This window comes from Leptolyngbya sp. KIOST-1 (assembly GCF_000763385.1).
Lineage (GTDB): Bacteria > Cyanobacteriota > Cyanobacteriia > Phormidesmidales > Phormidesmidaceae > Nodosilinea.
In genome coordinates, this window is sequence record NZ_JQFA01000002.1 from 494,330 (window position 1) to 517,809 (window position 23,480).

Here is a 23,480-nt window from a genome sequence, read left to right on the forward strand (position 1 = left end):
CTGGAGATCTGCTTTGGTACCCATTTGCCCTCACAGTAGCGCCGTCACATCCTCGCCGCAGTCATCGGCCAAGTACGAGAGGGCGCGAAACCGCAGCCCCACCAGCTGATCATAGAGCGGGTTGATTTTGCACATGGGCGGAATGTGCATCAGCTTTTTCTTAAACAGCACCACGTCGCGCTCGAAGGGGCACTGGGACGGAATCAGTTTGCACACAAACCTGGCCAGGCGAGGATCGTGCACCTCCAGCTGGTCGAGCCACAGGCGGGCAGGCTTGAGTGGGTCCAGCTTACCCCCCGCCGGCGGACGCAGCCCAGCGGCAACCTCGGCATTTTCAGGCTTGAGGCTGTGGAGGGTCGATCGCACCGAGGTCAAAACCATTTCCTGAAGGTTTAGGGCCTCACACAGCGCCTGGAGCTGGGCATCTTCTTCCACAGAGTAGACCCCGTCGGCCAGGGCTACCATAACCGCCATCCGTAAAAAGTTTTCCGCCGTCTGGGGGTCATCCCCCAGCACCTGGGCCACCTCGGCGGGGGTAACGGGTTCAAAATGCTCAAAGTCCAGTTCTGGAGCCAGTTCTTCTTCGGTAATGGCGGCAATTAGCGCCTTCTCGTCCTCATCAAAGTTGCCATCTGCCCAGGCCAGGGTGAGCAGCCCCCGGAGCCAGACCTTAATCTGCTCCTGGGTGTAGGGAGACTCGGTGACTGCGGGCATAGATCCTCCTCAACAGGTATCACAGTCAGGCATTACGGTTTGGCACAGTCCCCAGAGCAATGCCCAAAACAACAGACCGCTGTGCTCTACAGCCATTGCCAGAATAGCCATTGCCAGAACGCTCAGGGCGTGACTGGTAAACACAGGCGATCGCTTTTCAACCACGGCTGTGACCAGTGCTCTGGGCGCAATGGCCACAGCTACAATTTTAACGCCGTCCTCACTGAACCGCCCCGGCCAGAGAAAAATTTGCCCTCCCCCAGCGCCGCGCCCAGACCCCCAACGGCCTGAGCTGCCGCTCAAACCTACTCAGGTCTGACCACATCGGGCAGGGGACGCCGGAGCCGGTACAGCCACAGCAGCCCCACCACCCCACAGGCAATGCCCACCAGACTGACCACCTGGGCTATTCTCAGCGGCCCCAGCATCAGGCTATCTAGCCGCAGGCCCTCAATCCAGAAGCGCCCGAGGCTATAGGTGGCAAAGTAGACCAGGAAGATAGTGCCGACCCTGAGCCGACCGGGGTGCCTCAGCCCCCAAACAAACAGCCCCAGCACCAGGGCCAGTACGCCCAGGTTCCACAGCGACTCGTAGAGAAAGGTGGGGTGGTAGTAGGCGACATCGCCTAGCCCCGGCGGACGCTGGGCAGGGGGAATGTAAACCCGCCAGGGCAGCGACGTGGGGCTGCCAAAGGCCTCGGAATTGAAGAAGTTGCCCCAGCGCCCGATCGCCTGGCCCAGCACCAGTGAAGGGGCCACCACATCGGCCAGCTGCCAGAACGAAAGCTTGTAGCGACGGGCAAACAGCAGGGTGGCGATCGCCCCTCCCAGAATGGCCCCGTGGATAGCGATTCCCCCCTGCCAGATCGCCAGGGCATCGAGGGGGCGGTTGGCGTAGCGGTCCCACTCAAACAGCACGTAGTAGAGCCTGGCCCCCGGCAGCGCCCCCAGCACCAGCCAGATCGCCAGGTCGCCGATGCGCTCGGGGTCGAGGCCGCGCCGTTGACCCAGGCGCTGGGCCAGCCCAATCCCCAGCAGCAGGGCGGTCGTAATCAGCAGCCCGTACCACCGAAAAGTGATGGGGCCAAGTTCAAAGGCAATGGGGCCCGGAGACGCCAACTGCCCTAAAGCGTTCACCCAAACCGTACTGGCCCAAATCGTACTGGCAAATGCGTGCATCATCAGAGAAATTTACCGACAGGGGAAAAAGACCGGCAGCCCATGCCGCCGCGCCATAGGTTCAGTGTATGGCGCTGAGCGGCCGATCTGTCCCTCCAGGGATCTCCCGCTGCCGGTAGTGCCCCGGCGCGATCGCTAAGCCTGGGGATCCAGCGCCAGGTCGCGGCACAGCTTGCGCAGGGACTGGGTCGCCCCAGGCTCAGGCTTGAGCACCCGCTGGTAGCTGCGGTAGGCCGCCTTACACAGCCCCAGTCGGTGTAGGGCAACGCCGCGAAACAGCCAGGCCTGGGCGTGGCCGGGCGATCGCCACAGCGCCTGGTTGCAGCAGGTCAGAGCCTGCTTGGGGTGGTTGAGCAGGATCAGCAGCACCGCTTTTTGCACCCATAGGCGAGGGTTGCCCAGGCCGGCCAGCGCCTGGGCCTGCTCGACGCTCTGTAGAGCCTCAGCGTAGCGGCTCAGACAGCTCAGGGCCTCGGCCCGGTGGCACCAGCTGTCGGCCCGGTGGGGGTCGAGGCGCAGGGCCTGTTCAAAATGGGTCAGCGCCTCCTGGTAGCGGCCCTTTTCCAGGTCAGCCTGGCCCATTTCGTTCAGGCGCAGGCATTCAAAGTCGCCGTCCAACCAAGCCGGACGAGGGGCTGCGGACCGTTCGACAAGGCGATCGCGTACACAGGTTTCCATCGGTCTATCCTTTGTGTGAGAAGGAACGATTGATTTGGTAGCCAACGGTAAATAGCGCATATGGCAATCCTGTGTCGCTCCCATCTCAGATGTATTGCGGCCCTCCCCAGCAAGGATGAAGGATAGCAGCGCCATGAACCCTAACCAGCCTGGGCGGGGGAAACATGCCGTCGTCACACCATTGCCACGACAATGACACAGCCCCCCCCTAAGCTGAGGCTCAAGCTGTGGCCATGTCATTGGCCACTGACATTTGAGGACCTGAGAGTGAGGAGGTGACGCATGCAACTGGGCCTATCCTACAAACGCTATCGGCTCGACATTCCCCCCAGGGTGTGGTCAGAGTTTTTTGAACAATTCACCGATGAAAACCAGGGACGCCTGATTACGCTGAAGCTGGTGGACGAGCAACTGGGTGACTTTACGGTGCTGCGCCGAACTCCACTCCATGCGATCGCCTACCACGGTCCTGACCATAATCACGATTTGCTGGTCACGGTTGGGCGGCCCGAAGGCATCGGCGACGCCACCTACACCCACCGGATCGTGCAGCCCCGGGCAATCAGCATTGTCACCGACGAAGACGGCCTGGTGTTGTCCTGCACCATCATCCATCACGATCAGAGCCAGAGCACAATCAGCTTCCAGTCCTAGGGCGGGTTATCGATTGTGGTCAAAAGTGTGGTCAAAAGCTCGGTATATCCAGCTTGTCACGCCCAACCCAAACGCCTGGATAGGGGCTGTAACCCTTAGTTTTTAGACGTTTGGCAGCTAATTGTTGACAGCCCCTGGGGCAGGTTCCCCCTTTGGGTCAAACACTCGCTGCCTGCGGAGGGGTATGGTCAGAGCCACAGGCGACAGAAACCAGGGCTTTCGAGTAGGCTTTAAGATCTCTGGCACAGCGCCCGCCACCCCCACGGGATGCATCCATCTAGGATCGGGATAAGATCGATCAAAGACTACCGATATTTGCCCCGTCCATCCCCCTACCCCTTCCTTTTCTGCCCATGCACAACGCCAATAGCAGCCCATCCGCCCCTCAGCATCCTCCGGCTGCCAAGGTCAAAGGAGTTTTGCGCGAAACCATTGAAACCGTTGGTCTCAGTGTCCTATTAGCCTTTGGCCTCCGCACCTTTGTGGCCGAAGCGCGCTACATTCCCTCCGAATCCATGCTGCCCACCCTGGAGATCAACGATCGCCTGATCATCGACAAACTGAGCTACGACTTTGGCCAGCCCCAGCGGGGTGACATTGTGGTGTTTCGCCCGCCTGCAGCCCTGGGGCAAACGGACGCCTTCATCAAACGCCTGGTGGCCCTGCCGAGCGATGTGGTTGAAGTCAAAGACGGCCAGCTCTTTATCAACGGCGAACCGCAGTACGAGCCCTACATTGCCGCCCAACCCGACTACGAGTATGGACCGGTCACCGTCCCCCCCAATTCGTACCTGGTGCTGGGCGACAACCGCAACAGAAGTTTTGACTCCCACGCCTGGGGATTTTTACCCGAGGATCACTTGATTGGTCGAGCCGTTTTTCGGTTTTGGCCCCTGGACCGCCTGGGCAACCTGGATTAGTGCCTGATCAAATCGATAATGAGTGGATGGTGAGTGGATCAGCCGCCGAGGATTCAGGGCTTCAGGTCTATGGCTCAAATCAGCCGTGAACCTGAAACCCTGAACCCGAGTACCGTTTATTCACTCGTAGAGGCGGCAGCGGCTGAAGTCGATCTGCTGTCCAGTGGAGCATTGCACCAAGCTGCGCCCCGCTGCCAGGGCCGCTTGACTGGTGGCGTGGGCCTCGCCGTCGGTGAGGGTCGACAGCTCTGGCGTAATCACCCAGCAAAAAAATCCCGCCGAGCGCCGCCGGGTCACCGCCACAATCCAATCGGGAAACGCAACTAAGGTATTGAGCGTATCGCATGCCATTGGGGTTTACCCCCTCCCCTGGGGAAGTGCGTGGTGGGAGGCTCTACAGCAGTTATCACTATTGGGGCGATCGCTCCGCCGCGTGGATAACTACCTATTGCCATTAAGTGCAAGTGTACTATACTGGTTTTCTAAAGACAACTGCCCCAGGGCTTGTCATCAATTCTAGCCAACGACCCTTTGCAATTCCCGCTGCGCCCGCCCCAAAACCAGGTTGGGGGCAGTGCCCTTGGAGCCGGGAGAATGGGTGGCTAGGCGACGACAGCCCCTGGATTCAGAAGTCCTGTCCTACCGTACCGAGGCATTTATGGCGGCGAAAAAGGGTAAAGAGCAGAGCGAGAAAGAAAAGGCGCTGACCATGGTGCTGGGTCAGATCGAGCGCAACTTCGGCAAAGGGTCGATCATGCGCCTGGGCGACGCCGCCCGCATGAAAGTCGAGACCATTCCCACCGGGGCGCTCACCCTGGATCTGGCCCTCGGCGGTGGCTTGCCCAAGGGTCGCATCATCGAAATCTATGGCCCCGAAAGCTCAGGCAAAACCACCGTCGCCCTGCATGTGGTGGCCGAAGTCCAGAAGTCAGGGGGCGTTGCCGCCTTTGTAGACGCCGAACACGCCCTTGACCCCATCTATGCCGCGGCCCTGGGGGTCAATGTCGAAGAACTGCTGGTCTCCCAGCCCGATACGGGCGAAATGGGGCTGGAGGTGGTCGATCAGCTGGTGCGATCGTCAGCCATTGACGTGGTGGTAGTAGACTCGGTGGCGGCCCTGGTGCCTCGGGCAGAAATTGAGGGTGAAATGGGCGATGCCCACGTTGGTCTCCAAGCCCGCCTGATGAGCCAGGCGCTGCGGAAAATCACCGGCAGTATCGGCAAGTCGCAGTGCACGGTTGTCTTCCTAAACCAGCTGCGGCAGAAAATCGGCATTTCCTACGGCAACCCGGAGGTTACCACCGGCGGTAATGCGCTCAAGTTTTACGCTTCGGTGCGCCTGGATATTCGCCGCATTCAAACCCTCAAGAAGGGAACCGAGGAGTACGGCATTCGCGCCAAGGTCAAAGTGGCCAAAAACAAAGTCGCTCCCCCCTTCCGCATCGGCGAGTTTGACATTCTCTTTGGCCAGGGCATCTCCAGCATGGGCTGCCTGGTGGACCTGGCCGAGCAGCACGGCGTCATCGTTCGCAAGGGAGCCTGGTACAGCTACGAGGGCGACAACATCGGCCAGGGGCGCGAGAATACAATTCTGCGCCTACAGGAAGATGCTGAGTTTGCCCAAAAGGTAGAAGCTCAGGTTAAAGAAAAGCTGGCGATTGGCAGTGCTGTTGCCGATGCTGAAGCGGTGGAGATTGAGATGGAGGATGAGGCTTACCTGGACGAAGACGAGTAACGTCTAGACTGACCGCTAGCGTCCCGTTCCTCGGTAGTTAAGGGGTTGCGGTTGCAGCCCCAGGGCCAGCAGCTTAAGGACAAGGTCTGTCGGCCCTAACTCCGAGGGGTCAGAGTCGTCCCGTTGAGCAGGTTCCGCACAGGAACCGCAGGTTTTCGAAGACATTGGCAAAGCCCTAATTCAGTAAACCCCTTTTCAAGGGGCAGGGAGCAGACCCGGAACGTTTTTGTGTCGTTATGTTTTGCTGTAACTTTTTACTGTTCCGTTGTGTCGCTACACCCTGGGTATCGGAGCCGCTGGCCCTCTTAAACCGACTCAGCTAACTCGACTTGCATGTGCTGAACTATACAGCTAAGCCCAATGTTCAACTTTACTGGAACGGTTCATACTCTCGCATCTGTCTTTAGGATGAGATTTTTGTCCCTCCAGCAGCCATTCCTGCGAGGCACCACCTCTTCGAACTCAACAGGTCAAGGACTGGGCGAACCCTGTCGCACAGGATTTGGGGGGGAGCCACTTTTCTTGCTATACCAACCTGGTCCTCGATCATCTCTCGGATGACGTGAGGACACTTTGAAACTCCATACGAGTTCAGCGGTTCTACCAACCCCCATCGCCGTGGATGGGGGTTTTTCTTTGGGGGCCATAGGTCTGTAGGTTGGTTCACTCCAGCCTGGGCGCTGCGACGGTGGAGCGCCTTAAATGGTGAGAACCCTGCCAACATTGAACCACTCAACCGTTGGAACGTTCCCCGCCTCGTGGCATTATGATGGGGTAACTGTGTTGGTTTGCCGTTTTAGAAACATCTATGGATATCTTGACCTTTGGCTGGGTGGCGCTGCTGGTAGTGTTTACCTTCTCTCTGTCGATGGTGGTTTGGGGTCGCAACGGGTTCTAAGCCCAGTGCCGGTGTAGCTATGGAAGCAACTCTACAAGCTCAAGCCTTTAGTGTATTAGCGACGATCGCCCTGGTGCTGATGGTGGTTGTGACCGGCGGGGTCATCTACCTGACAGCCGCCGACTGGCGCGATCGCCGACGGCGCAAGAATGACCAGGCGGCCCCCAAGCGACGCGCCAAATCGTAGCTTGGCTAAGCCTACGTCTCCTCGGGCCGCCGCCCCTACAACGGCGCGGCAGTTGGCGCTGAACGTACTGCTTCAAGTGCAGGCGGGGGCCTACGCCGATGTGGCCCTGCACCGCACCCTGTCCCAGGGAAGTCTGAGCGAGGGCGATTTCCCTGGGGAACGCTCCGCGGAACGCGCCTTTGCCACCGAGCTGGTCTACGGCAGCGTCCGTCGGCAGCGCACCCTGGATGCTCTGATCGACCAGCTGGGTAACCGCCCCGCTGACAAACAGCCCCCGGTGCTGCGGCTTGTGCTGCACCTGGGGCTTTACCAATTGCGCTATCTGAGCGCTGTCCCCGCTTCGGCGGCGGTAAATACCAGCGTGGATCTGGCCAAGGCCAGCGGGTTGGGCCGTCTGGCGGGGGTGGTGAACGGCATGCTGCGCCAGTACCTGCGCCGGTCCGAGGCGGGCGAGGACCCTCTGGTTTTGCCCCCTCAGCCGGCCGCCGCCCTGGGCGTCCTGCACAGCTATCCCGACTGGTTGGTGGCCCTCTGGCTGGAACAGATTGGCTACGAGGAAACGGAGCGACTCTGTGGCTGGTTCAATCAGGTGCCCGCCATAGACCTGCGGGTGAACCGTCAGCAAACGACAGTTGAAGCGGTGCGTACGGCCTTTGGCGCCGCGGGCATTGCGGTGACCTCCATCCCCGGTCTGCCCTGGGGGCTGCGCCTGGTCAACCACCAGGGGGCCCTGAGCGACCTGCCCGGCTACGAAGCTGGCTGGTGGAGCGTGCAGGATGCCAGTGCTCAGCTGGTGGGGCTGCTGCTCGACCCCCAGGCGAACGATACGGTGCTGGATGTCTGTGCGGCACCGGGGGGCAAGGCCACCCAAATCGCTGAAATCATTGGCCCGGAGGGGACGGTATGGGCCTGCGATCGCGCCCCCTCCCGGCTGAAAAAAATCACCGCCAATGCCACCCGTCTGGGCCTGGGCAACCTGCACACCCACGCCGGGGACAGCACCGATCTGACCCCGTTTCACCAGCGGTTTGACCGGGTGCTGGTCGACGCACCCTGCTCGGGCCTGGGCACTCTGCACCGCCACGCCGACGCCCGCTGGCGACAGAACCCTGCCAGCATTGCCGCCCTGGCCGAGCTGCAGAGCGCTCTGCTGGCCGAAGCGGCGCGCTGCGTCAAGCCCAGGGGCAGCCTGGTCTATGCCACCTGCACCCTGCACCCCGCCGAAAACGAAGCGGTGATTAAGGCTTTTTGTCAGGCTCACCCCGCCTGGCGGGTTCAGCCGCCTGAACCGGAGTTTGGCGGTGGGCTGGAGGTTGCCCCCCAGGGCTGGGTACGGGTTTGGCCCCACCGCCACAACATGGACGGTTTTTTTATGGTGAAGCTCCAGGCGAACTAGGACGCTGCGGCGTAAGTTAGCCAACCATTCCTGACACCTGGCACCCGGCACCCACAGCAAGGGTTGTTATATGGCTGCCCGCCAATACTGGGGGCTGTGATCAGGCGTTTTCCTCGGCCTCCAGCTTTTCGCGCGACTCGCCCCAGTAGGCGCTGACGGTAATCACTTCCTGGCTGCCCTTGATCTCGGAGGTCCAGCGGTAGACGGTGTTTTTAGGGTTGACCCCGACCTCCAGCAGCTTGGCTCCCATGTAGTACTCCATGGAGTCGCGGGTGCGCTTTTTGAAAAATTCAGATTGACCCTTGGGCACCGTGCGCGAGAGATGGGCCTGGGTATGTCTAGGCTGGGCCATGATTATTCAACAAAATCCAGTAAAAATCGGTGAATTCGTTTTCTATGATAACTAGGGAACGGAACCCGCTGCAGATGATACGACTCCAGCGGCGGGAATACTGGTACGACAATCGGCGATCGCCCCAAGGAGACTGTAGTGAAACAACTCAATCCAGGCTGGAGCGCAACGGCAGCCCTGCTGCTGGTGGCGATCGCGGGGTGCAATGCCCCTGCGCCCTCCGGGTCAGCCTCCCCCCCGGCCACCGCCGACTCCACCCCAAGCGCGCTGCCCGCCGATGAGGTGCTGCTCCAGACGGTGCTGGAGCAGGTGGAGGAGCAGGACCTCTGCGATGGCTTCTACCAGCCGGAGGTGGCTGAGGCCGAGTCGCAGGTGTACCGGGCGGGCGATCGCGCTTTGGTGGAGATCCATTGCGCCAGAGCTGCCTACCAGTCGGTCTATGCGTTCGTGGGGGTGAATCCCGATGGCACCCTGCAACCGCTGACCCTAGATGGGTTCTACCCCGACGAGACGGGAGCGTTTGAGCGCAGCAGCGAGGCCACCGTGGGCGGACTGGCCAGCTTTGACCCAGACACCAGCCTCCTGACGGTGTTCAGCAAGGCCCGGGGGCTGGGGGACTGTGGCTCGCTGGCGGAGTATCGCTGGGCGGAGGGCGACCTGGAGCTGACCACCTTCCGCTACCAGGCCTGCAGCGACTCGCCAGGGGAGTTTGTCAACCCCGACGACTACCCGCAGATCTATCCTTAGCCATTGATGAGCCATTGATGAGCCATTGATGAGCCGCCCTAAACTCACACAGGCCGCAGACATTGGAGGGGTATGCCGCGCGAAATTCTTTGCAGTCACTGTGGCCGGGCCATCCGATCTCGCCAGTCCCTGGCCGTTGTAGGTCGCAGTCTACAGCCGCTGCACCGCAGCTGCTACGCCGCCTATGCCGCCCGGCAGCCCTGGTATCGGCACCCCGGCTGGCCCGTCAACCACTGGCGATCGCTGCTGGCGTTCAACGCGCTACTGCTGGTTGGGGTGATTCTGCTGCATCTGCTGGTCAGGCCCATGCCCCTATCCCAGTGGCTGGGGCTGAAGCCGCTACTGCTGGTGGTCAACGGATGGCTACTGGCGGCGCGGGGAGTCAGTTACTGGAGTCTGGAGCGGCACCTGCCGCCCCGGGAGCCGACCCCGCGCCCTGCCCCGTAGCCTGGCAGCAATTCCCTGGCTCAGCGGCGGGTTGTGTAACATTCAGCCGGCTGGGGACTAAAAGCCCCAGACCCGCCTGGGGCCGGTGTCGAGGTGAATGATGTTGGGAATGTTGCTGTAGATGCCGACCCCCCCTGGCCAGGTGAGCATCACCGCGTTGGCCACCTGGCGGCCGCTGAGCCCCTGCACCTGCACATCCACCGCCCGGCCAAACAAATGCTGGCTCTGGGACGCGCCCCCCACCGCCGCGTTGACCGCGGGCGGGCGATACCAGGAGTTGACCTGAAAGGGGCGATTGAGGCGATCGCGCACCGGCTGCAGGGCCCGGGCCAGGCCAATGATGTTGTTGACGATGGTCACGGTTTCGGGAATGCGGGTGGCGTCGCGGGTGGCCTCGCCCCAGGTAAAGTTGCCGCCGGGAATGATCGGCTGGTCGGTGTAAAACGTGGAGGTATTGCCCGGCAGCCGGAAGGGGCGTCCGACGTACTGGGGTGGCGGCGGTGGGGCCGGTGGGGCCGGGGGGGGATACACCACAACCCCAGCCCGCTCGACCCGGGCGTGGCCCTGGAACACGTACCAGGTGTTGAGGTTGTTGATGTCGTCTTTGACGTAGCGAATGGTAAAGCGAATATGCCCATTAAACGACCCCTGGGCATCGGCAAAGGCGTAGGCAGCCAGCACAATGGTGGTGCCAGGTGGTGCCGCCACCCGTTCGTTGGAGGCCAGTTGGCTACTGTCCACCGGGCGCCGCTTGAACAGGGTGTTGGCAATCACCCGCAGAATAAAGGCGTTGGGGTCCGGGCGCGGGTAGACCACCTCGTCGTCCAGGGTGACAAAGGCGTGGGGGGTAAACACAAACCAGGTGCTGAGGCCATTGACAAAGTCTTCGGTGTTGCGAATGGCAAACTTGATGTGGTTGTTGAAGTTGCCCTGGCTGTCGGCAAAGGCGTAGGAGTGCAGGCTAAAGGTGCGCCCCCGCGACACGGCCACGGTTTCGCTGGGGTCCAGTAGCGTAGAGTCGAGGGGGCGGCGCTTCAGCAGGGTGCCGACGTTGATCCACAGAATGGGTATGGTTTCCTGGTCTTCGTGGGGGTAGACCAGCACGCCATCGGCCTCGATCTGAATGTGCCGACCCGGCACAAACCAGGTGTTGAAGCCGCTGATGGTGCGATCGCGGAGGGCGACCTTGACGTGACCGTTAAACCCACCGTCGATATCGGCGTAGGCGTAGGAATGGAGGGGGTAGACGGTGCCCGCCGCGATCGCCACCTGTTCGTTGGCCGCCAGCTGGGACGGAGGCTCGGGCCTGATCACAAACACCGTGGGCTGATTTACCCGTAAAACTTGATTCACCCTGTCATCCCCACTCTCGCCACGGCCTAATCATATAGCACCATTTTTTGTTTCTGAGACATCCTCCCCCAGAGAGGTGCAAACCGCTGTAACGCCAGACCGCTTTCGAATGCCTCTGGTTCCAACGCTGCGAGCGGGACAGAAAGCCTTTGAGAGTCGTCGAAGAACCAGGAAAAAAGCGCTAACCCAGACGGGGCAAACCAATTTATGTAGCTTGTAGGTAGTTTTCTCCCCTATGCTGGGAGAGGCCTCGACCAGTCCCGCCGACCGTTCATCCCCTGCCCATGGCTTCCGTAACCCGCCTCAAGGCCAAACTCCCCACCCCCCTGGTATCCCTGGCCGATCTGGCCTACAACTACTGGTGGAGCTGGACTGAGGAACGGGTTTCGCTGTTTAGCACCATTGACCCCACCCGCTGGCAGGACTGTGGCCACAATCCGGTGGCGCTGCTGGAGGCCGTCCCCCACGAGCGGCTTTGGCAGGTGGCCGAAGATCCTTACTACCTCAATCGGCTGCGGCACTTGACCAGCCAGTTCGAGACCTACCGCCGCAGCGGTCACCCCTTACAGGGGGGCAATCGGGCGGCCTGGGCCAGCCAGGTCGCCCCTCAGCTCAGCCCCGATCGCCCGGTGGCCTACTTTTGTATTGAGTTTGGTCTGCACGAGTCGCTGCCCCTCTACGCCGGGGGGCTGGGGGTGCTAGCGGGGGACAGTCTCAAATCGGCCTCGGACCTGGGGGTACCGATGGTGGGGGTGGGGCTGCTCTACCGCCAGGGCTACTGTCATCAGCACCTCAACCGCAGCGGCTGGCAGGAAGAGCACTACGCCCACTGCGAGGTGAACCACCTGCCAATGGAGCTGGTGCGCGACGAGTTTGGCCAGCCGGTGACGATCAAGCTCGACATTCGCCAGCGGCCGGTGCGGGTGCAGGTGTGGCGGGTGCAGGTGGGGCGATCGCAGCTGTACCTGCTCGACACCGATCGCAGCGACAACGATCCCCTCGATCGCCGCATCACCAGTCAGCTCTACGGCGGCAACCCCGAAACCCGGCTGGCCCAGGCCCTGGTGCTGGGCATTGGCGGCGTGCGCATGCTCTACGCCCTCGACATTGAGCCGATGGTCTACCACCTTAACGGCAGTCACGGGGCCTTTGGGCTGCTGGAGGTGGCCCTGCGCGACCTGCGCTACAGCGAGGCCGACTTTGGCGCGATCGCGACCCAGGTGCGCCAGCGCAGCGTGTTTACCACCCATTCCCCTGTATCGGCGGCCAGCAACGTGTTTGCCGCCGACCTGATCGAGTCGTTTTTGGGCGGCTACTGGCCCCACCTGGGCCTGTCGCGGGAGGACTTTCTGGCCCTGGGCAACCGCCGCCCCGACGACCCCTGGGATCTCTTCTCAATGACGGTGCTGGCCCTGCGCCTGAGCGGTAAGGCCAACGGCGTCAGCCCCCGCCACGGCGAGCTCTGCCGCGAGATGTGGCAGGCCCTCTACCCCGATCGCGCCGTTGAGCAGGTGCCAATTGGGGCAATTACCAACGGTGTCCACGCCGCCACCTGGACAGCCCCGCTGATGGGCGACCTCTATCGTCAGTACCTGGGCTACGACGACCCTACTCCCACCCCCGACCCCAGCCGCTGGAGTCGCATCGACGCGATTCCTGACGAGCAGCTGTGGCAGCGGCACAGCCTGCTCAAGGAACGGTTGATCGCCTACACCCGCGACCGCGTCCGCACGGCCCGCCTCAGTCGGGGCGAGGCCGCCGATGAAATTGCCGCCGTCGATCATCTGCTCGATCCGGCAGTGCTCACCCTGGGCTTTGGCCGCCGGTTTAGCCCCTATAAGCGGGGCGAGCTGCTGTTCAGCGATCTGCACCGAGCCATCCGCATTCTGGCCCACCCCCGCCGCCCCATTCAGATCGTGTTTGCGGGCAAGGCCAACCCTACCGATGAGGAGGGTAAGCGAATTATTCAGCGGCTGATGGAGTGGTGCCGCCACCCGGCCCTGCGCGATCGCGTCGCCTTCATCGAAGACTACGATATGGCGGTGGCCAAGCGGCTGCTGGCCGGGGTCGATCTGTGGCTGAACCACCCCCGCCGCCCCGAGGCCTCCGGCACCAGTGGCCAAAAGGTAGCCCTCAACGGCGGCCTCAACTGCGCCACCCTCGACGGTTGGTGGGCCGAAGCCTACCAGGCTGGGGGGGCAGGCCAAGTGGCCAACGGCTGGGTGATTGGCAAAGCCAACCCCGCCACCGACCACGACAGCCAAAATCACCAGGATGCCGACTCCCTCTACGACCTGCTGGAGCACCACATTGCCCCCCTGTACTACCAGCGCGATCTGGCCGGGCTGCCCCGCCAGTGGATTGCGATGATGAAGGCGTCGATCCAGTCCTGCGCGCCCTACTACAACAGCGATCGCATGGTGGCCGACTACCTCACCCAGATGTACCTGCCCAGCCCAGAGCCTGTGGCGGTGGGGGCAGGGGGTTGACCCTTCAAGCTAGCACTGGCGAGCAGAGATAGAGCAATCTTTGCTGGGGGCGTCAGGTGTCAGGTGTCAGGTGTCAGGTGTCAGGTGTCAGGTGTCAGGTGTCAGGTGTTAGGTGTCAGGTGTTAGGTGTCAGGAACAGTTGGTTGACTGTTGCCGCAGAGTACTAGCTTGAAGGGTCTACCCGGCTTTGAACTGCGGGTAGGCCCCCTCGGGGGTGAGGGGGCTGTGGTTTTCGTCAGGGATGTAGAGCTGGCGGCTAGCTGTTCCCCGGACTGGCGGCATGGACAGGCTTTGGCTGATCTGCATTGGGCGAGCGCACCGTGATCAGGTCGGGGTTGGGATGAGGGGGGTGATCCATGGTCTCCAGGGGCACCGGTTGCCGGGCCTCGATCGACTGGTGCAGCGCCTGGATAATCCGAATATCGTTTAGCCCTTCCACCCCGGACGGCTCCAGGTCCTCATTCTGCAAAATGCAGTTTGAAAAGTAGGCAAACTCAGCCGCCAACTGACCGTGGGGCTCAAAGGACTGTTCCCGGGTTTCGCCATCGATAGTCAGGTAGTGGGTCAGTTCGCCCTGCCAGGCATAGGCCGGGTCGAGGCGCAAATCGCCCTGGGTGCCGACGACCTGATAGGTCGATACTTTGCTGGCCCCAAAGCTGACGGTAAAGTTGGCCAGCCGCTGCCGGGGAAAGCGCAGAATCACGCTGGTCATTTCGTCCACTTCGCGAAAGCGCTCTTCGCCGTTGTTGGCGGCCACGGCAAATACCTCCGTCGGTTCGTCCTGAAACAGGTATCGCGCCGCGTTGATGCAGTAAATGCCGATGTCTTCGAGGGTGCCGCCGCCCGTTGCTCGCTGCAGGCGAGTGTTGTCCCCCGTCACCTGCTGAGAAAAAACCGAGTTGAAGAAGCGAGGCTCGCCAATCTGACCCGACTGCGCGATCTCAACCGCCCGCATGTTGGCGGGGTCGAGGTGCAGGCGGTAGGCAATCATCAGCTTAACGCCGTTGCGACGGCAGGCCTCAATCATCTGTTCGCCCTCGGCGACGGTGGTGGCCATCGGCTTTTCGCACAGCACGTGAATGCCCTGGTTGGCGGCCCGCACCGTGTACTCGCAGTGCAGGTGGTTGGGCAGCGCAATGTAGACCGCATCGATCTCGCCGCTGGTCAGACAGTCTTCGTACTGGTCGTAGCTGTAGGTGTGCCGAATGCCATACTTCTGGCTCAGCTCTTTTTGCTTGGTGGGGTCGTCAGAGACCAGCGCCACAACTTCGGAGTTTTCGGCATTGGGAAAGGAGGGCATAGCCGCAACCTGAGCAAACCAACCCAGGCCCACAATGGCGTAGCGAATTTTTTGCTCCCCCTGGTTCAAGGGTTGCTGGGTAACGGCAGGTTGAGGTGAGGGCATAGCGATCTCCAAATTGAACTGGAACAAATTCCCGGACCAATGCCCTCAGCCTAGGAACCTATACCGCGCACCTCCTCTGACAAGCGAGACAGATTAATACCGGGAGCAGCTCAGTCTTTGGTTAGAAATAGTGAAAACTGGCGCGGGTGCGATCGCTCCAAACGAGCGAAGCTTGCACCTGGGCAACCGGTGTTTGCTCGGCCTAATTTGGAGATTTGCCAGGGGTAGATTCCGAGTCAAAGGGCGTTGCTAAATTGAGTAATGAATCTATAAACTTGACATCTTTTCATCGCCCTCCAGCCCCCCAATTCTGGGGGACTTTGAGATTTCGATCCCCCCAAAATTGGGGGGCTGGGGGGGCATATCATACCTGCATTCAGCAACGACTCCGAATCAAAGCTTATTCCAGTACTACGGACATTGAGAATACCTACTGATCGGATCAGAGTAATTTGAGCAGGCTGATCGGATCGGGGCACCATTTGTCCGCAAGCGCACGTCGTCCATCCACTTAAAAATCTGGCCGTGGAGAATGCGGCGGAAAATGTAGCATTTCTTAATTTGACTGACCAAAAAACATCAGCCACCTATCACCACTCTGGCCAAATGTTTTTGTCGATAAAGCCCCAAGGAAAATCAGCTTTTTTACCCCAAAAAAGGTTATGTCCGACGGTCGATGAGGATCGCTCTGAAATCAAAAAGGATAAAGGGGAGCGCTACAAGCGCGTCTCAAATTTCTCACAATGTCCGATAGCAGGAGACCCCCATGGCAGAGCAGCACACCCACCGAGGCATCGGTTTTTTCTCCGGGGAAAACCAGGCCGAGAAAGCGATTCGAGCGTTAAAATCCTCTGGCTTTTCGATGGATCAGGTATCAATTTTGGCCAAGCAGTTAACAGAAGATACGGTGGCCGGCGGCGCTAAAACCGGGCACCAGGTTCAGGGTCAGGACATTAACGACTCCAAGCGCCTGCCGGAGCAGGCCAACACCGGAGCCTTTTGGGGCGGGTTGCTGGGGGGGCTGAGCGCCTTTGCTATTCCTGGCGGCCTGGGGGCAGTGCTAGCGGCGGGCTCTGTGGGTGCAGCGTTTTCTGGAGTGATGGCCGGGCAGGGGGCCGGGGCCTTAGCGACCCAGAACCTGAAAGAAGGGCTGAAGTCCCTAGGCGTTCCCCAGGAAAAAGTGGGCGGGTTCAGCGATCGCTTAATTAACCAGAATTTTATGGTAATTATCGATGGCAGCCAGGCTGAGCTACAGCAGGCGGAGTCGGCTTTAACCGATCACAATATTCAAGCTTGGGACGTCTATTCTGTGCCTCAGGACTGAGCTTCAGCGGGGTATATAACCCGACTTTAAGGACCCCAAAAACCAGAGCAAAATATGCCTTTCTTGACCCATCTGACCTCCGTAGACCTATCGCTCGACCGGAGTTAAGCTATAGCCACCCAGAGAGTCTTAAACCTAATGCAGCGTCAAAGCTAAAAAATTAGGGTTCCCGTAGGTCGAGTGAAGCGGAGCGTAACCCAACGCCAGTCAGCCTTTTGGGGTTCTTCAAGCGCGCCACCCAACCTACAAACTTTAGGTTTGACAGAGCACTAAAGGTTGGTCTGGTTTCCGTTGTCCATCACCCCGATCGCAGGGGTGATGGTGGCCCTGGCGTTACACAGGAGTGCCGTCTACGGTTCACTATTGAAGGTATTCCTCCAATCAGGCAAAAAGCCGCCTGCCCATGGCCCGCAATTCCCCTTCGCCCCCAGTCGCCCCCGATTCCTCGCCCCCGCCTACCTTTCTGCCCAGCTTTCTCCGGCTGGCGGCGGCCAACATCATCTCCAACCTGATGGTGCCCCTGGCGGCCCTGGTGGATACCGCCTTTCTCGGCCACCTCGACGACATCCGCCACCTGGGCGGCGTGGCCCTGGCCACGGTAATTTTTAACGTGGTGTACTGGAGCTTTGGCTTTTTGCGCATGGGCACCACCGGCACCACGGCCCAGGCGCGGGGGCGCGGCGATCGCGACGAACTGTGGCTGATTCTGCTGCGCAACGGGGCGATCGCCCTCACCTTTGGTCTGCTGATTCTGCTGCTGCAAGCCCCCATTCGCAACCTGGGCTTTGCCCTGCTCAGCGGCGAACCGCAGGTGCGGGCAGCGGGGCTGGAGTTCTACAACGCCCGCATTTGGGATGCCCCGGCGGTGCTGCTGAACCTGGTGCTGATGGGCTGGTTTTTGGGCCGGGAGAAGGGGCGACGAGTGATTGCCCTGTCGATGGTGGGCAATGGCAGCAACGTGGTGTTTAACTACCTGTTCATTAACCAACTGGGCTGGGCCAGTACCGGGGCTGGTCTGGGTACGGCCATGAGTCAATACCTGACCCTACTGCTTGGGGTGGGCTTGCTAGCCCGCGAAGGGGGCTTTCAAAAGCTCTGGGCGGTGCTGCCCCAGGGGTGGAATGCTGAAGCGATCAAGGGGTTATTTTTGCTCAACCGCGACATTCTGGTGCGCACCTTCGCCCTGGTGCTGAGCTTTGCCCTGTTTACCAACGTCAGCTCCGCCCTGGGCACCCAGACCCTGGCGGCCAACACCCTGCTGCTGCAGGTGGTGACGCTGTCGGCCTACTTTATCGACGGCATTGCCTTTGCCACCGAAAGCTTTGCGGGGCGATTCTACGGCAGCGGCGAGGGTGCTCACCTGCGCCGGCTCCTTAGCCTGGGAGGCCTCATCAGCATTGCCCTGGGGCTGTCCTTCGCCCTGGCCTTTGTGCTGTTTCCGCAGCCGCTGTTTGGCTTGCTGACCGGCCACCAGGAGGTGATTGCTACGGTGCAGACCTACGTAGTCTGGCTGGTGCCGGTGCTGGGGCTGGGGGCGATCGCCTACATGCTCGACGGCTACTTTCTGGGCCTCACCGCTGGCCAGGTTCTCCGCAACGCCACGGTACTGGCGGCGGGGGTGGGGTTCTTGCCCCTGGCGCTGCTGGCCCAGTCCCTCGGCAGCGCTCACCTGCTGTGGCTGGCCCTGGTGGGGTTGATGGCGGCCCGCGCCCTCACCCTGCTCTGGGCGGTGCCCAGGTCTCTGGCCTGAGTGCCGCCCGCCTTCCTAGCGCCGTCTGACCTGGCTAGCAATAGCTGATGACTGCGGCCAATCCTGGGGAGGATAATGGAATTAATTTAAGGGCAGAGGCTGCTATGGCGCTAAAAGAAGACCTTTTCAACGAAATCTATGCGATCGATGAGGCCAACAACGCCTACATGATCGAAGCCGCCCTCGACCACTACACCGATATTTTTAGCGAGTGGGATCCGGCCCCTTTCAAACGGCGGGAACTCGATCAAGATTTGCAATTTTATTTAGAAAACAGCGCCAACGAAATTCCGCGACAATACGACCTTGAGGTGTGTTTTACCCTACCCCCCGGTAGCCGCGACGAAGCGATGGAGCAGGAGGTCAGGGCGGGACTGCGAAACAGCGTTGACTTTAAGCTTTACCTGCTAAAAAAGGAAATTCGGCTGATCAACACTCGCACAGCCCGCTACGTGATTGCGGGTTTGGGCACGCTTTTGGTGGCCCGATTGGCTGAACCACTGGACATTAATATTTTCACCTCCGTACTCACCGAGGGGCTGTTTATTGGCGGTTGGGTGTTTTTGTGGGAGGCGGTTTCACTGTTCTTTTTCTCCAATCGAGATCTGTACAACCGCTATCGTACCTACCGGCGATTGCGCGATTGTGAGGTCATCTTTAGCGAAGCCGCCGCTTAGAAATAGCCCAAAACAAGCTTCGATAGTGACCAATCCAGAGCGGGGCAAATCTCCAGACACCCCGTCCTTTTTGAACACACCCGCCTTGTAGGGGCGTAGCATGCTACGCCCCTACGGGGTTCATGAATGATGAATTGTTGGTTGGATAAAGCCTCTAGCCCCGGTTGGCCACCGAGCTACGCTGGCTGAGGATGGCCTGGTAGGCCTGCTCCCAGTGGTGGGCGACGATGTGGAGCTGGCTGGGATCGCTGTGGCCCTGGGCGCGGAACTCACGCACGGCTTCCAGCGCCGCCTGGTTGCTGAGCAGGGCCAGGTCGGCTCCGTTCCAGCCCTCGGTGCGGCTGGCCCAGTGGTTGAGGTCAACGGCCTCCAGGGGGCGATCGCCGTTGTGCACCTGCAAGATTGCCAGTCGCCCGGCGGTGTCCGGCAGGCCAATCTCCAGTTGTAGATCAATCCGTCCGGCCCGCAGAATGGCGGGATCGAGGGCGCTGGGGCGGTTGGTGGCGCCAATCAGCAGCACGTTGGGACAGCCCTGGAGGCCGTCCAGCTCGGTGAGCAACTGGCCGACCACGCGATCGCTCACCCCAGAGTCCCCCATGTACTGGCCCCGGGCGGGCACCAGGGTGTCGATCTCATCGATGAACACCACGCAGGGGGCGGCCTGGCGGGCCTTGGCAAACAGCTCCCGCACGGCCTGTTCGGCGGCCCCTACCCAGCGGCTCAGCAGCTCGGGACCGTTGACGGCGATGAAGTTGGCCCGGGCCTGGGCCGCCACCGCCTTGGCCAGCAGGGTTTTGCCCGTGCCGGGGGGCCCCCCACAGCAGCAGCCCCCGGGGGGCCTTGGCCCCGGTTTGGGCATACAAGTCGGGGTAGAGCAGCGCCCCCTCCACCGACTCTTGCAGGGTTTGTTTGACGGCTTCCAGGCCGCCGATGTCCTCCCAGGCGATCGCAGGCGACTCCACCTCCACCGAGCGCAGCACCGAGGGCTTGATCTCCCTGATCGCCTGGAGAAAGTCCTCCTGCACCAGGGTCATGGTGTCGGGCACCGGGCCGGAGAGGTCGGGCACCTGGCGGCGCAGGGCAAAGTAGGCGGCCTTTTGGCACAGGGCCTTGAGGTCGGCCCCCACCATGCCCACGGACAGATCGGCCACGGCCTCCAGGTTCACCCCATCCAGGGGCATCTCCCGGGTCTGAATCTGGAGAATTTCCAGCCGTCCGGCGCGATCGGGCACCCGGAACTGCACCTCGCGATCGAAGCGGCCCGGGCGGCGCAGGGCGGGGTCGATGTGGTCGGGGCGGTTGGTGGCGGCCAGCACAATCACACCGTTGGTCTGGGCGAAGCCGTCCATCAGGCCCAGCAGAGTGGCCACCAGGCGCTTTTCCACCTCGCCTTCCACCTTGCTGCGATCGGGGGCCAGGCTGTCGATCTCGTCGATGAACACCAGACAGGGGGCCGCCTTCTTGGCCTTTTCAAAAATTGCCCGCAGCCGCTGTTCGGCCTCGCCGTAGTACTTGCCCATCACCTCGGGACCGACAATGGCGATGTAGTTCACCCCCAGGTCCTCGGCCAGGGAGCGGGCGGTGAGGGTTTTGCCGGTGCCGGGGGGCCCCACCAGCAGCACGCCCCGGGTGGGCTCCAGGCCCAGCTTGGCCAGCACATCGGGCCGCTTGAGGGGGATTTCTACCAGTTCGCGCAGCTCCTGCAGGGTGGGGGCGAGGCCGCCGACGTCGCGGATGGTGGGGTGGTGAGGGGGGGATGAGGGAGATGGGGAGGGTGGGGGAGATGAGGGGGTGCCGTCGCCAGCGGGGGGTGGGGTGACGATCACTTCTTCGACGGCGGGGTCGTCCCCGGAGCTGGCGGCGGGGTTGCGGTTCATGCGGCTGACGCCGATGTCGGGAATATTGCCCTGGCGGGGAATGCTGCTGAAGCTGCGGGTGTTGATCTGCACGTTGGTTTTTAGCTCACCGCTCTCGGCCTTTTCTTCGAGGGTTTTGGCCAGTTCGAGCAGTTGTTCGAAGCCTTTAAAGAAGTCATTCATGGCAGATTCTGGGCAACAGCAGGGGAGTGGGCGCATCTAAGGGTGCCCTGGTTTCAGGGTTCACTACCGACGGGCAAAACCATGGCTCAGCCCCTCAGCCGTTATAAAAATTGAGAAACGATCCTGAATTCCCCAGGGTGGAGGGGAGTTTGATCCTCACGTTGCTCCCTGAGCATCATCTTTGGGAACTCTGGGGAAAATCGTGTTCCGCTGATGTTTTTAGAGTGATGGGGCCTGGACGGCCCCATAGGGTGCCGAACCGAATTTTTGAGCAGGGGAATTATCCATGAAAGTGAGCCGTCAAAGCGCGAACCTGCTAACGCTGCGATCGCGGTCCTGGACGCTGTGGCTGATCAGCCCATCATTGGTCGTGATAGGGCTGGTGGTGGGCACCGTGGCGGTGGGCAAATCGGTCTTACAGTGCGATCGCGCCACCACGGGCCAATGTACGCTGACCCACTCCAACACGTTTAACCAAAAGACCCAGACCTTTCCCATCACCGATCTAGAGGAGGCCGAGGTTTTTTCCTCCCGTAACAGTGAAGGCGACAGCCGTTACCTGGTGCTTTTGCAAACCAATCAAGGCTCCATTGAGTTCAACCGTGGCTACAGCGACGACTGGTTCAGGGCCAACAACCAGGCCGACCGGGTCAATCGCTTCCTGCAAACGCAGACCATGTCCCGTCTGTACCTGAGGGAGGACAACCGCTGGCTGGGCTGGCTATTTATGCTTTGCTTCAGCGGCGTTGGTCTACTCATGCTGCTCAACACCAAAGTGATGACCTGCAGCTTTGACAAGAGCGCCAATCGCTTTAGCCTGCGGCTGGTGGGGCTGACCGGCTCCCGCCAGTACCAGGGCTCCCTGCAGCAAATTCTAGGGATGCGGCTGGATCTATTGAGCCAGGCCAGAGAGGATGACGACGACAGCATCGGTGCCCGGCTGGCCATTGTGCTTAAGAATGGCGAAACCATTCCCTTCGCCAAAGTCTACTCAGGAGACGCAGACAAGCTGGCGGTGGTCATCCGACAGGTGAACGATTTCTTACGGTTGCCCCCGCTGCCCGCCTGGGATGCCGCTGACGCCTTGAAGGCGCAGACCAAAATTGCGCTGCCGATGGTGACTGGGGGGGCGGCCCAGCGCCAAACTGCCATGGCCGAGTCCCAGCAGGCGCTGCGCCAGAACCCTGACGATGTGGAAGCCTACCAGCGGCTGGCCACGGCCCTGTCGATGCAGGGTAAAAAAGACCAGGCCCAGCAGCTGCTGGAGACGGCCCGGATTCGCTTTCAAAGTCGGGGCGACTGGAATCAGGCGGCCTATCTCGACTATGTGCTGGGCCTGCTCAGGCTGAAGGGTAAAACCCACTGGTGGGAGGCCTGCTGATCGCTGCTGAGGAGCAAAACTACAGCCTGAGCTGGTGGTAACCGCCTAAAAACAGCAGCCATACGGTGACGACCAGCCAGTGCATGGCGGTCACGATCCACAGCGAACCCGATCGCCAGTAGGCAAAGGTGCAGACCAACCCCAGCAGGGCGGCGGCCAGCAGAAACACCGGATCGGTAAAGGTGGCCAGGGCCCTGGGGTAGAGGGTCATGGCATTGAGCGGGTGCATGACCACAAACAGGCCCAGCATGGGGAAGCCCAGCCGCCAGCGCTGGCGATCGCTCATAATCTCCGTCGGGTGAGGCAGCAGCAGCACCCGCCAAAACCCTTCTTCAATCAGCGCGGGCACCACCAGTACCCGAGCCGCCAGCCGCAGCCCGTCGGCCCAGGTCACCTCGGCCAGGCCAAGGGCGAGAAAATGGCTACGCAGCCCCAGCGGAACGGTGGCCGCCCCCAGCGCCAGCGTCAGCCCAGCCGCCAGCAACCAATCGCGGGGCTGGGGACGCGTGGTAACCGCCTGTCGCAGACGATGGAGCGTGAGCTTGAGCGCAATGTAGGCCCGCAGACGAAAGTAGCGCAATGGTCAAACACAGTAGCAGCAGCGAACAGAACCCCTCACCAATCCCCGGGCTGGCCCTTTTGATTCAACGCCTGCCCTACAGATTTTTACCGTTCCAACAGGATTGCCATAGCGTCCTGGGGGTAAAAACCTTCGGTTTACGATTGCCTATAATTTTGAGACATTCCAATGGTTTAATCCTACACAGTTCGCCCCTGGAGTGGCCGCAATGAAGCATGCCGAAAGCCACACATTGACTCGCCTCGCCCCGCTCCTCGATCGGGTACGCGAGCGCGTACCACCGCTCACCGAAAAGAGTGCCGGGAAGTTTTATCGCAAATCGACGGCATTTCTGCACTTCCACGACGACCCCACTGGCCTGTTTGCCGACCTGAAAGTCCAGGGCGACTGGCAGCGATACCCCGTCAACAGCGAAGCGGAGTACCAGATCCTCCTGCACGCTCTGGATCGGCAGCTGACCGCCCAGGGATAGGGGGGTTAGCTTGAGGCGGTGAATTGAGCAGGCGCTCCAGTCACCGGGCCAAATTGGGGGCCACTCGCTTGCAGGAATCCTGACGATGGGGGCATCCTAGCTAT

The 23,480-nt window shown here is 61.1% G+C and carries 23 protein-coding genes and 1 pseudogene; 14 read left to right on the top strand and 10 right to left on the bottom strand.

All coding sequences use genetic code 11. From position 1 onward, the window contains the following. Nucleotides 1-30: 30 nt before the first annotated feature. From NF78_RS02360 to NF78_RS30245, 3 genes are all read right to left on the bottom strand, one after another. The gene (locus NF78_RS02360; protein ID WP_035984664.1) at nt 31-714 is read right to left on the bottom strand and encodes a Mo-dependent nitrogenase C-terminal domain-containing protein; all 684 of its coding nucleotides are present in this window, start codon (nt 712-714) and stop codon (nt 31-33) included. Between the two features lie 305 nt (nt 715-1,019). Further along, nucleotides 1,020-1,832: a prolipoprotein diacylglyceryl transferase gene (lgt, locus tag NF78_RS02365; protein WP_263970531.1), complete on the bottom strand. Its 813-nt coding sequence runs from the start codon at nt 1,830-1,832 to the stop codon at nt 1,020-1,022. A 195-nt stretch (nt 1,833-2,027) separates the two neighbouring features. Continuing rightward, the gene (locus NF78_RS30245; protein WP_197064747.1) at nt 2,028-2,570 is read right to left on the bottom strand and encodes a tetratricopeptide repeat protein; all 543 of its coding nucleotides are present in this window, start codon (nt 2,568-2,570) and stop codon (nt 2,028-2,030) included. A gap of 282 nt (nt 2,571-2,852) precedes the next feature. Here NF78_RS30245 and NF78_RS02375 point away from each other — a divergent pair, with 282 nt between their 5' ends. Both NF78_RS02375 and lepB read left to right on the top strand, forming a co-directional pair. Beyond that, nucleotides 2,853-3,224: a DUF5335 family protein gene (locus NF78_RS02375; RefSeq protein ID WP_035984666.1), complete on the top strand. Its 372-nt coding sequence runs from the start codon at nt 2,853-2,855 to the stop codon at nt 3,222-3,224. 353 nt (nt 3,225-3,577) lie between these two features. Continuing rightward, entirely contained in the window at nt 3,578-4,144 is a 567-nt protein-coding gene (gene lepB / locus NF78_RS02380) for a signal peptidase I (protein ID WP_035984668.1), read from the top strand. 120 nt (nt 4,145-4,264) lie between these two features. Here the strand turns inward: lepB and NF78_RS02385 are convergent, their stop codons facing one another. Further along, on the bottom strand, nt 4,265-4,495 hold the full coding sequence (locus NF78_RS02385) for a hypothetical protein (protein WP_035984669.1): 231 nt from the start codon (nt 4,493-4,495) through the stop codon (nt 4,265-4,267). Nucleotides 4,496-4,802: 307 nt separating this feature from the next. Here NF78_RS02385 and recA point away from each other — a divergent pair, with 307 nt between their 5' ends. The 4 genes from recA (at nt 4,803) to NF78_RS02400 (ending at nt 8,360) form a co-directional block, all read left to right on the top strand. After that, nucleotides 4,803-5,879, top strand: a complete 1,077-nt coding sequence (recA, locus tag NF78_RS02390) for a recombinase RecA (protein WP_035984671.1) — start codon at nt 4,803-4,805, stop codon at nt 5,877-5,879. An 808-nt stretch (nt 5,880-6,687) separates the two neighbouring features. Continuing rightward, nucleotides 6,688-6,777: a cytochrome b6-f complex subunit PetN gene (petN, locus tag NF78_RS02395; protein ID WP_035984672.1), complete on the top strand. Its 90-nt coding sequence runs from the start codon at nt 6,688-6,690 to the stop codon at nt 6,775-6,777. A gap of 19 nt (nt 6,778-6,796) precedes the next feature. Continuing rightward, nucleotides 6,797-6,964: a hypothetical protein gene (locus NF78_RS31735; RefSeq protein WP_197064748.1), complete on the top strand. Its 168-nt coding sequence runs from the start codon at nt 6,797-6,799 to the stop codon at nt 6,962-6,964. 1 nt (nt 6,965) lies between these two features. Continuing rightward, nucleotides 6,966-8,360, top strand: coding sequence for a 16S rRNA (cytosine(967)-C(5))-methyltransferase (locus tag NF78_RS02400; protein ID WP_052049646.1), 1,395 nt, complete (start codon nt 6,966-6,968; stop codon nt 8,358-8,360). A gap of 100 nt (nt 8,361-8,460) precedes the next feature. On the opposite strand, the gene NF78_RS02405 is transcribed toward NF78_RS02400, so the two are convergent. Continuing rightward, nucleotides 8,461-8,712, bottom strand: a complete 252-nt coding sequence (locus NF78_RS02405; protein ID WP_035984675.1) for a hypothetical protein — start codon at nt 8,710-8,712, stop codon at nt 8,461-8,463. A 138-nt stretch (nt 8,713-8,850) separates the two neighbouring features. Between NF78_RS02405 and NF78_RS02410 the strand changes: the two genes are divergently transcribed. Further along, on the top strand, nt 8,851-9,459 hold the full coding sequence (locus NF78_RS02410) for a DUF1176 domain-containing protein (RefSeq protein WP_052049648.1): 609 nt from the start codon (nt 8,851-8,853) through the stop codon (nt 9,457-9,459). A gap of 72 nt (nt 9,460-9,531) precedes the next feature. Continuing rightward, complete coding sequence (locus NF78_RS02415; protein WP_035984680.1) at nt 9,532-9,906, top strand: hypothetical protein; 375 nt, start codon at nt 9,532-9,534, stop codon at nt 9,904-9,906. 57 nt (nt 9,907-9,963) lie between these two features. Here NF78_RS02415 and NF78_RS02420 read toward each other — a convergent pair whose 3' ends face one another. Then, complete coding sequence (locus tag NF78_RS02420) at nt 9,964-11,259, bottom strand: YcbK family protein (protein WP_035984681.1); 1,296 nt, start codon at nt 11,257-11,259, stop codon at nt 9,964-9,966. A 284-nt stretch (nt 11,260-11,543) separates the two neighbouring features. On the opposite strand from NF78_RS02420, the gene glgP reads away from it, so the two are divergent. After that, on the top strand, nt 11,544-13,748 hold the full coding sequence (gene glgP, locus NF78_RS02425; RefSeq protein ID WP_035984684.1) for an alpha-glucan family phosphorylase: 2,205 nt from the start codon (nt 11,544-11,546) through the stop codon (nt 13,746-13,748). Nucleotides 13,749-14,004: 256 nt separating this feature from the next. Here glgP and NF78_RS02430 read toward each other — a convergent pair whose 3' ends face one another. Further along, on the bottom strand, nt 14,005-15,153 hold the full coding sequence (locus NF78_RS02430; protein ID WP_052049651.1) for a Gfo/Idh/MocA family protein: 1,149 nt from the start codon (nt 15,151-15,153) through the stop codon (nt 14,005-14,007). A gap of 766 nt (nt 15,154-15,919) precedes the next feature. Here NF78_RS02430 and NF78_RS02435 point away from each other — a divergent pair. The 3 genes from NF78_RS02435 to NF78_RS02445 all read left to right on the top strand — a co-directional run bounded on the left by NF78_RS02435 (nt 15,920) and on the right by NF78_RS02445 (nt 18,904). Further along, nucleotides 15,920-16,477, top strand: a complete 558-nt coding sequence (locus NF78_RS02435) for a hypothetical protein (protein ID WP_035984686.1) — start codon at nt 15,920-15,922, stop codon at nt 16,475-16,477. Between the two features lie 403 nt (nt 16,478-16,880). Beyond that, nucleotides 16,881-18,227 carry a guanitoxin biosynthesis MATE family efflux transporter GntT gene (gene gntT, locus NF78_RS02440; RefSeq protein ID WP_052049653.1) on the top strand — a complete coding sequence of 449 codons (1,347 nt, stop codon included), beginning with the start codon at nt 16,881-16,883 and terminating at the stop codon, nt 18,225-18,227. Between the two features lie 104 nt (nt 18,228-18,331). Continuing rightward, the gene (locus tag NF78_RS02445) at nt 18,332-18,904 is read left to right on the top strand and encodes a hypothetical protein (RefSeq protein ID WP_035984688.1); all 573 of its coding nucleotides are present in this window, start codon (nt 18,332-18,334) and stop codon (nt 18,902-18,904) included. A 154-nt stretch (nt 18,905-19,058) separates the two neighbouring features. On the opposite strand, the gene NF78_RS33195 is transcribed toward NF78_RS02445, so the two are convergent. Next, complete coding sequence (locus NF78_RS33195; protein WP_318655445.1) at nt 19,059-19,679, bottom strand: ATP-binding protein; 621 nt, start codon at nt 19,677-19,679, stop codon at nt 19,059-19,061. Nucleotides 19,680-20,016: 337 nt separating this feature from the next. Next, nucleotides 20,017-20,979 (bottom strand): annotated as a pseudogene (locus NF78_RS33200) (ATP-binding protein); the annotation flags it as partial. Nucleotides 20,980-21,229: 250 nt separating this feature from the next. Between NF78_RS33200 and NF78_RS02455 the strand changes: the two are divergent. Then, complete coding sequence (locus NF78_RS02455) at nt 21,230-22,324, top strand: tetratricopeptide repeat protein (RefSeq protein WP_035984691.1); 1,095 nt, start codon at nt 21,230-21,232, stop codon at nt 22,322-22,324. A 19-nt stretch (nt 22,325-22,343) separates the two neighbouring features. Here NF78_RS02455 and NF78_RS02460 read toward each other — a convergent pair whose 3' ends face one another. Continuing rightward, nucleotides 22,344-22,904, bottom strand: a complete 561-nt coding sequence (locus NF78_RS02460; RefSeq protein ID WP_052049655.1) for a type II CAAX prenyl endopeptidase Rce1 family protein — start codon at nt 22,902-22,904, stop codon at nt 22,344-22,346. A gap of 208 nt (nt 22,905-23,112) precedes the next feature. Here NF78_RS02460 and NF78_RS02465 point away from each other — a divergent pair, with 208 nt between their 5' ends. Continuing rightward, nucleotides 23,113-23,376 (top strand): hypothetical protein, encoded by a 264-nt coding sequence (locus NF78_RS02465; RefSeq protein ID WP_052049657.1) that lies wholly within the window; start codon nt 23,113-23,115, stop codon nt 23,374-23,376. Nucleotides 23,377-23,480 lie beyond the last annotated feature (104 nt).

Coding starts and splice junctions, on each gene's coding strand:
- NF78_RS02360 (WP_035984664.1), bottom strand. CDS start 714: ATGCCCGCAGTCACCGAGTCTCCCTACACCCAGGAGCAGATTAAGGTC.
- NF78_RS30245 (WP_197064747.1), bottom strand. CDS start 2,570: ATGGAAACCTGTGTACGCGATCGCCTTGTCGAACGGTCCGCAGCCCCT.
- NF78_RS02375 (WP_035984666.1), top strand. CDS start 2,853: ATGCAACTGGGCCTATCCTACAAACGCTATCGGCTCGACATTCCCCCC.
- lepB (WP_035984668.1), top strand. CDS start 3,578: ATGCACAACGCCAATAGCAGCCCATCCGCCCCTCAGCATCCTCCGGCT.
- NF78_RS02385 (WP_035984669.1), bottom strand. CDS start 4,495: ATGGCATGCGATACGCTCAATACCTTAGTTGCGTTTCCCGATTGGATT.
- recA (WP_035984671.1), top strand. CDS start 4,803: ATGGCGGCGAAAAAGGGTAAAGAGCAGAGCGAGAAAGAAAAGGCGCTG.
- petN (WP_035984672.1), top strand. CDS start 6,688: ATGGATATCTTGACCTTTGGCTGGGTGGCGCTGCTGGTAGTGTTTACC.
- NF78_RS31735 (WP_197064748.1), top strand. CDS start 6,797: ATGGAAGCAACTCTACAAGCTCAAGCCTTTAGTGTATTAGCGACGATC.
- NF78_RS02405 (WP_035984675.1), bottom strand. CDS start 8,712: ATGGCCCAGCCTAGACATACCCAGGCCCATCTCTCGCGCACGGTGCCC.
- NF78_RS02415 (WP_035984680.1), top strand. CDS start 9,532: ATGCCGCGCGAAATTCTTTGCAGTCACTGTGGCCGGGCCATCCGATCT.
- glgP (WP_035984684.1), top strand. CDS start 11,544: ATGGCTTCCGTAACCCGCCTCAAGGCCAAACTCCCCACCCCCCTGGTA.
- NF78_RS02430 (WP_052049651.1), bottom strand. CDS start 15,153: ATGCCCTCACCTCAACCTGCCGTTACCCAGCAACCCTTGAACCAGGGG.
- NF78_RS02435 (WP_035984686.1), top strand. CDS start 15,920: ATGGCAGAGCAGCACACCCACCGAGGCATCGGTTTTTTCTCCGGGGAA.
- gntT (WP_052049653.1), top strand. CDS start 16,881: ATGGCCCGCAATTCCCCTTCGCCCCCAGTCGCCCCCGATTCCTCGCCC.
- NF78_RS02445 (WP_035984688.1), top strand. CDS start 18,332: ATGGCGCTAAAAGAAGACCTTTTCAACGAAATCTATGCGATCGATGAG.
- NF78_RS02455 (WP_035984691.1), top strand. CDS start 21,230: ATGAAAGTGAGCCGTCAAAGCGCGAACCTGCTAACGCTGCGATCGCGG.
- NF78_RS02465 (WP_052049657.1), top strand. CDS start 23,113: ATGAAGCATGCCGAAAGCCACACATTGACTCGCCTCGCCCCGCTCCTC.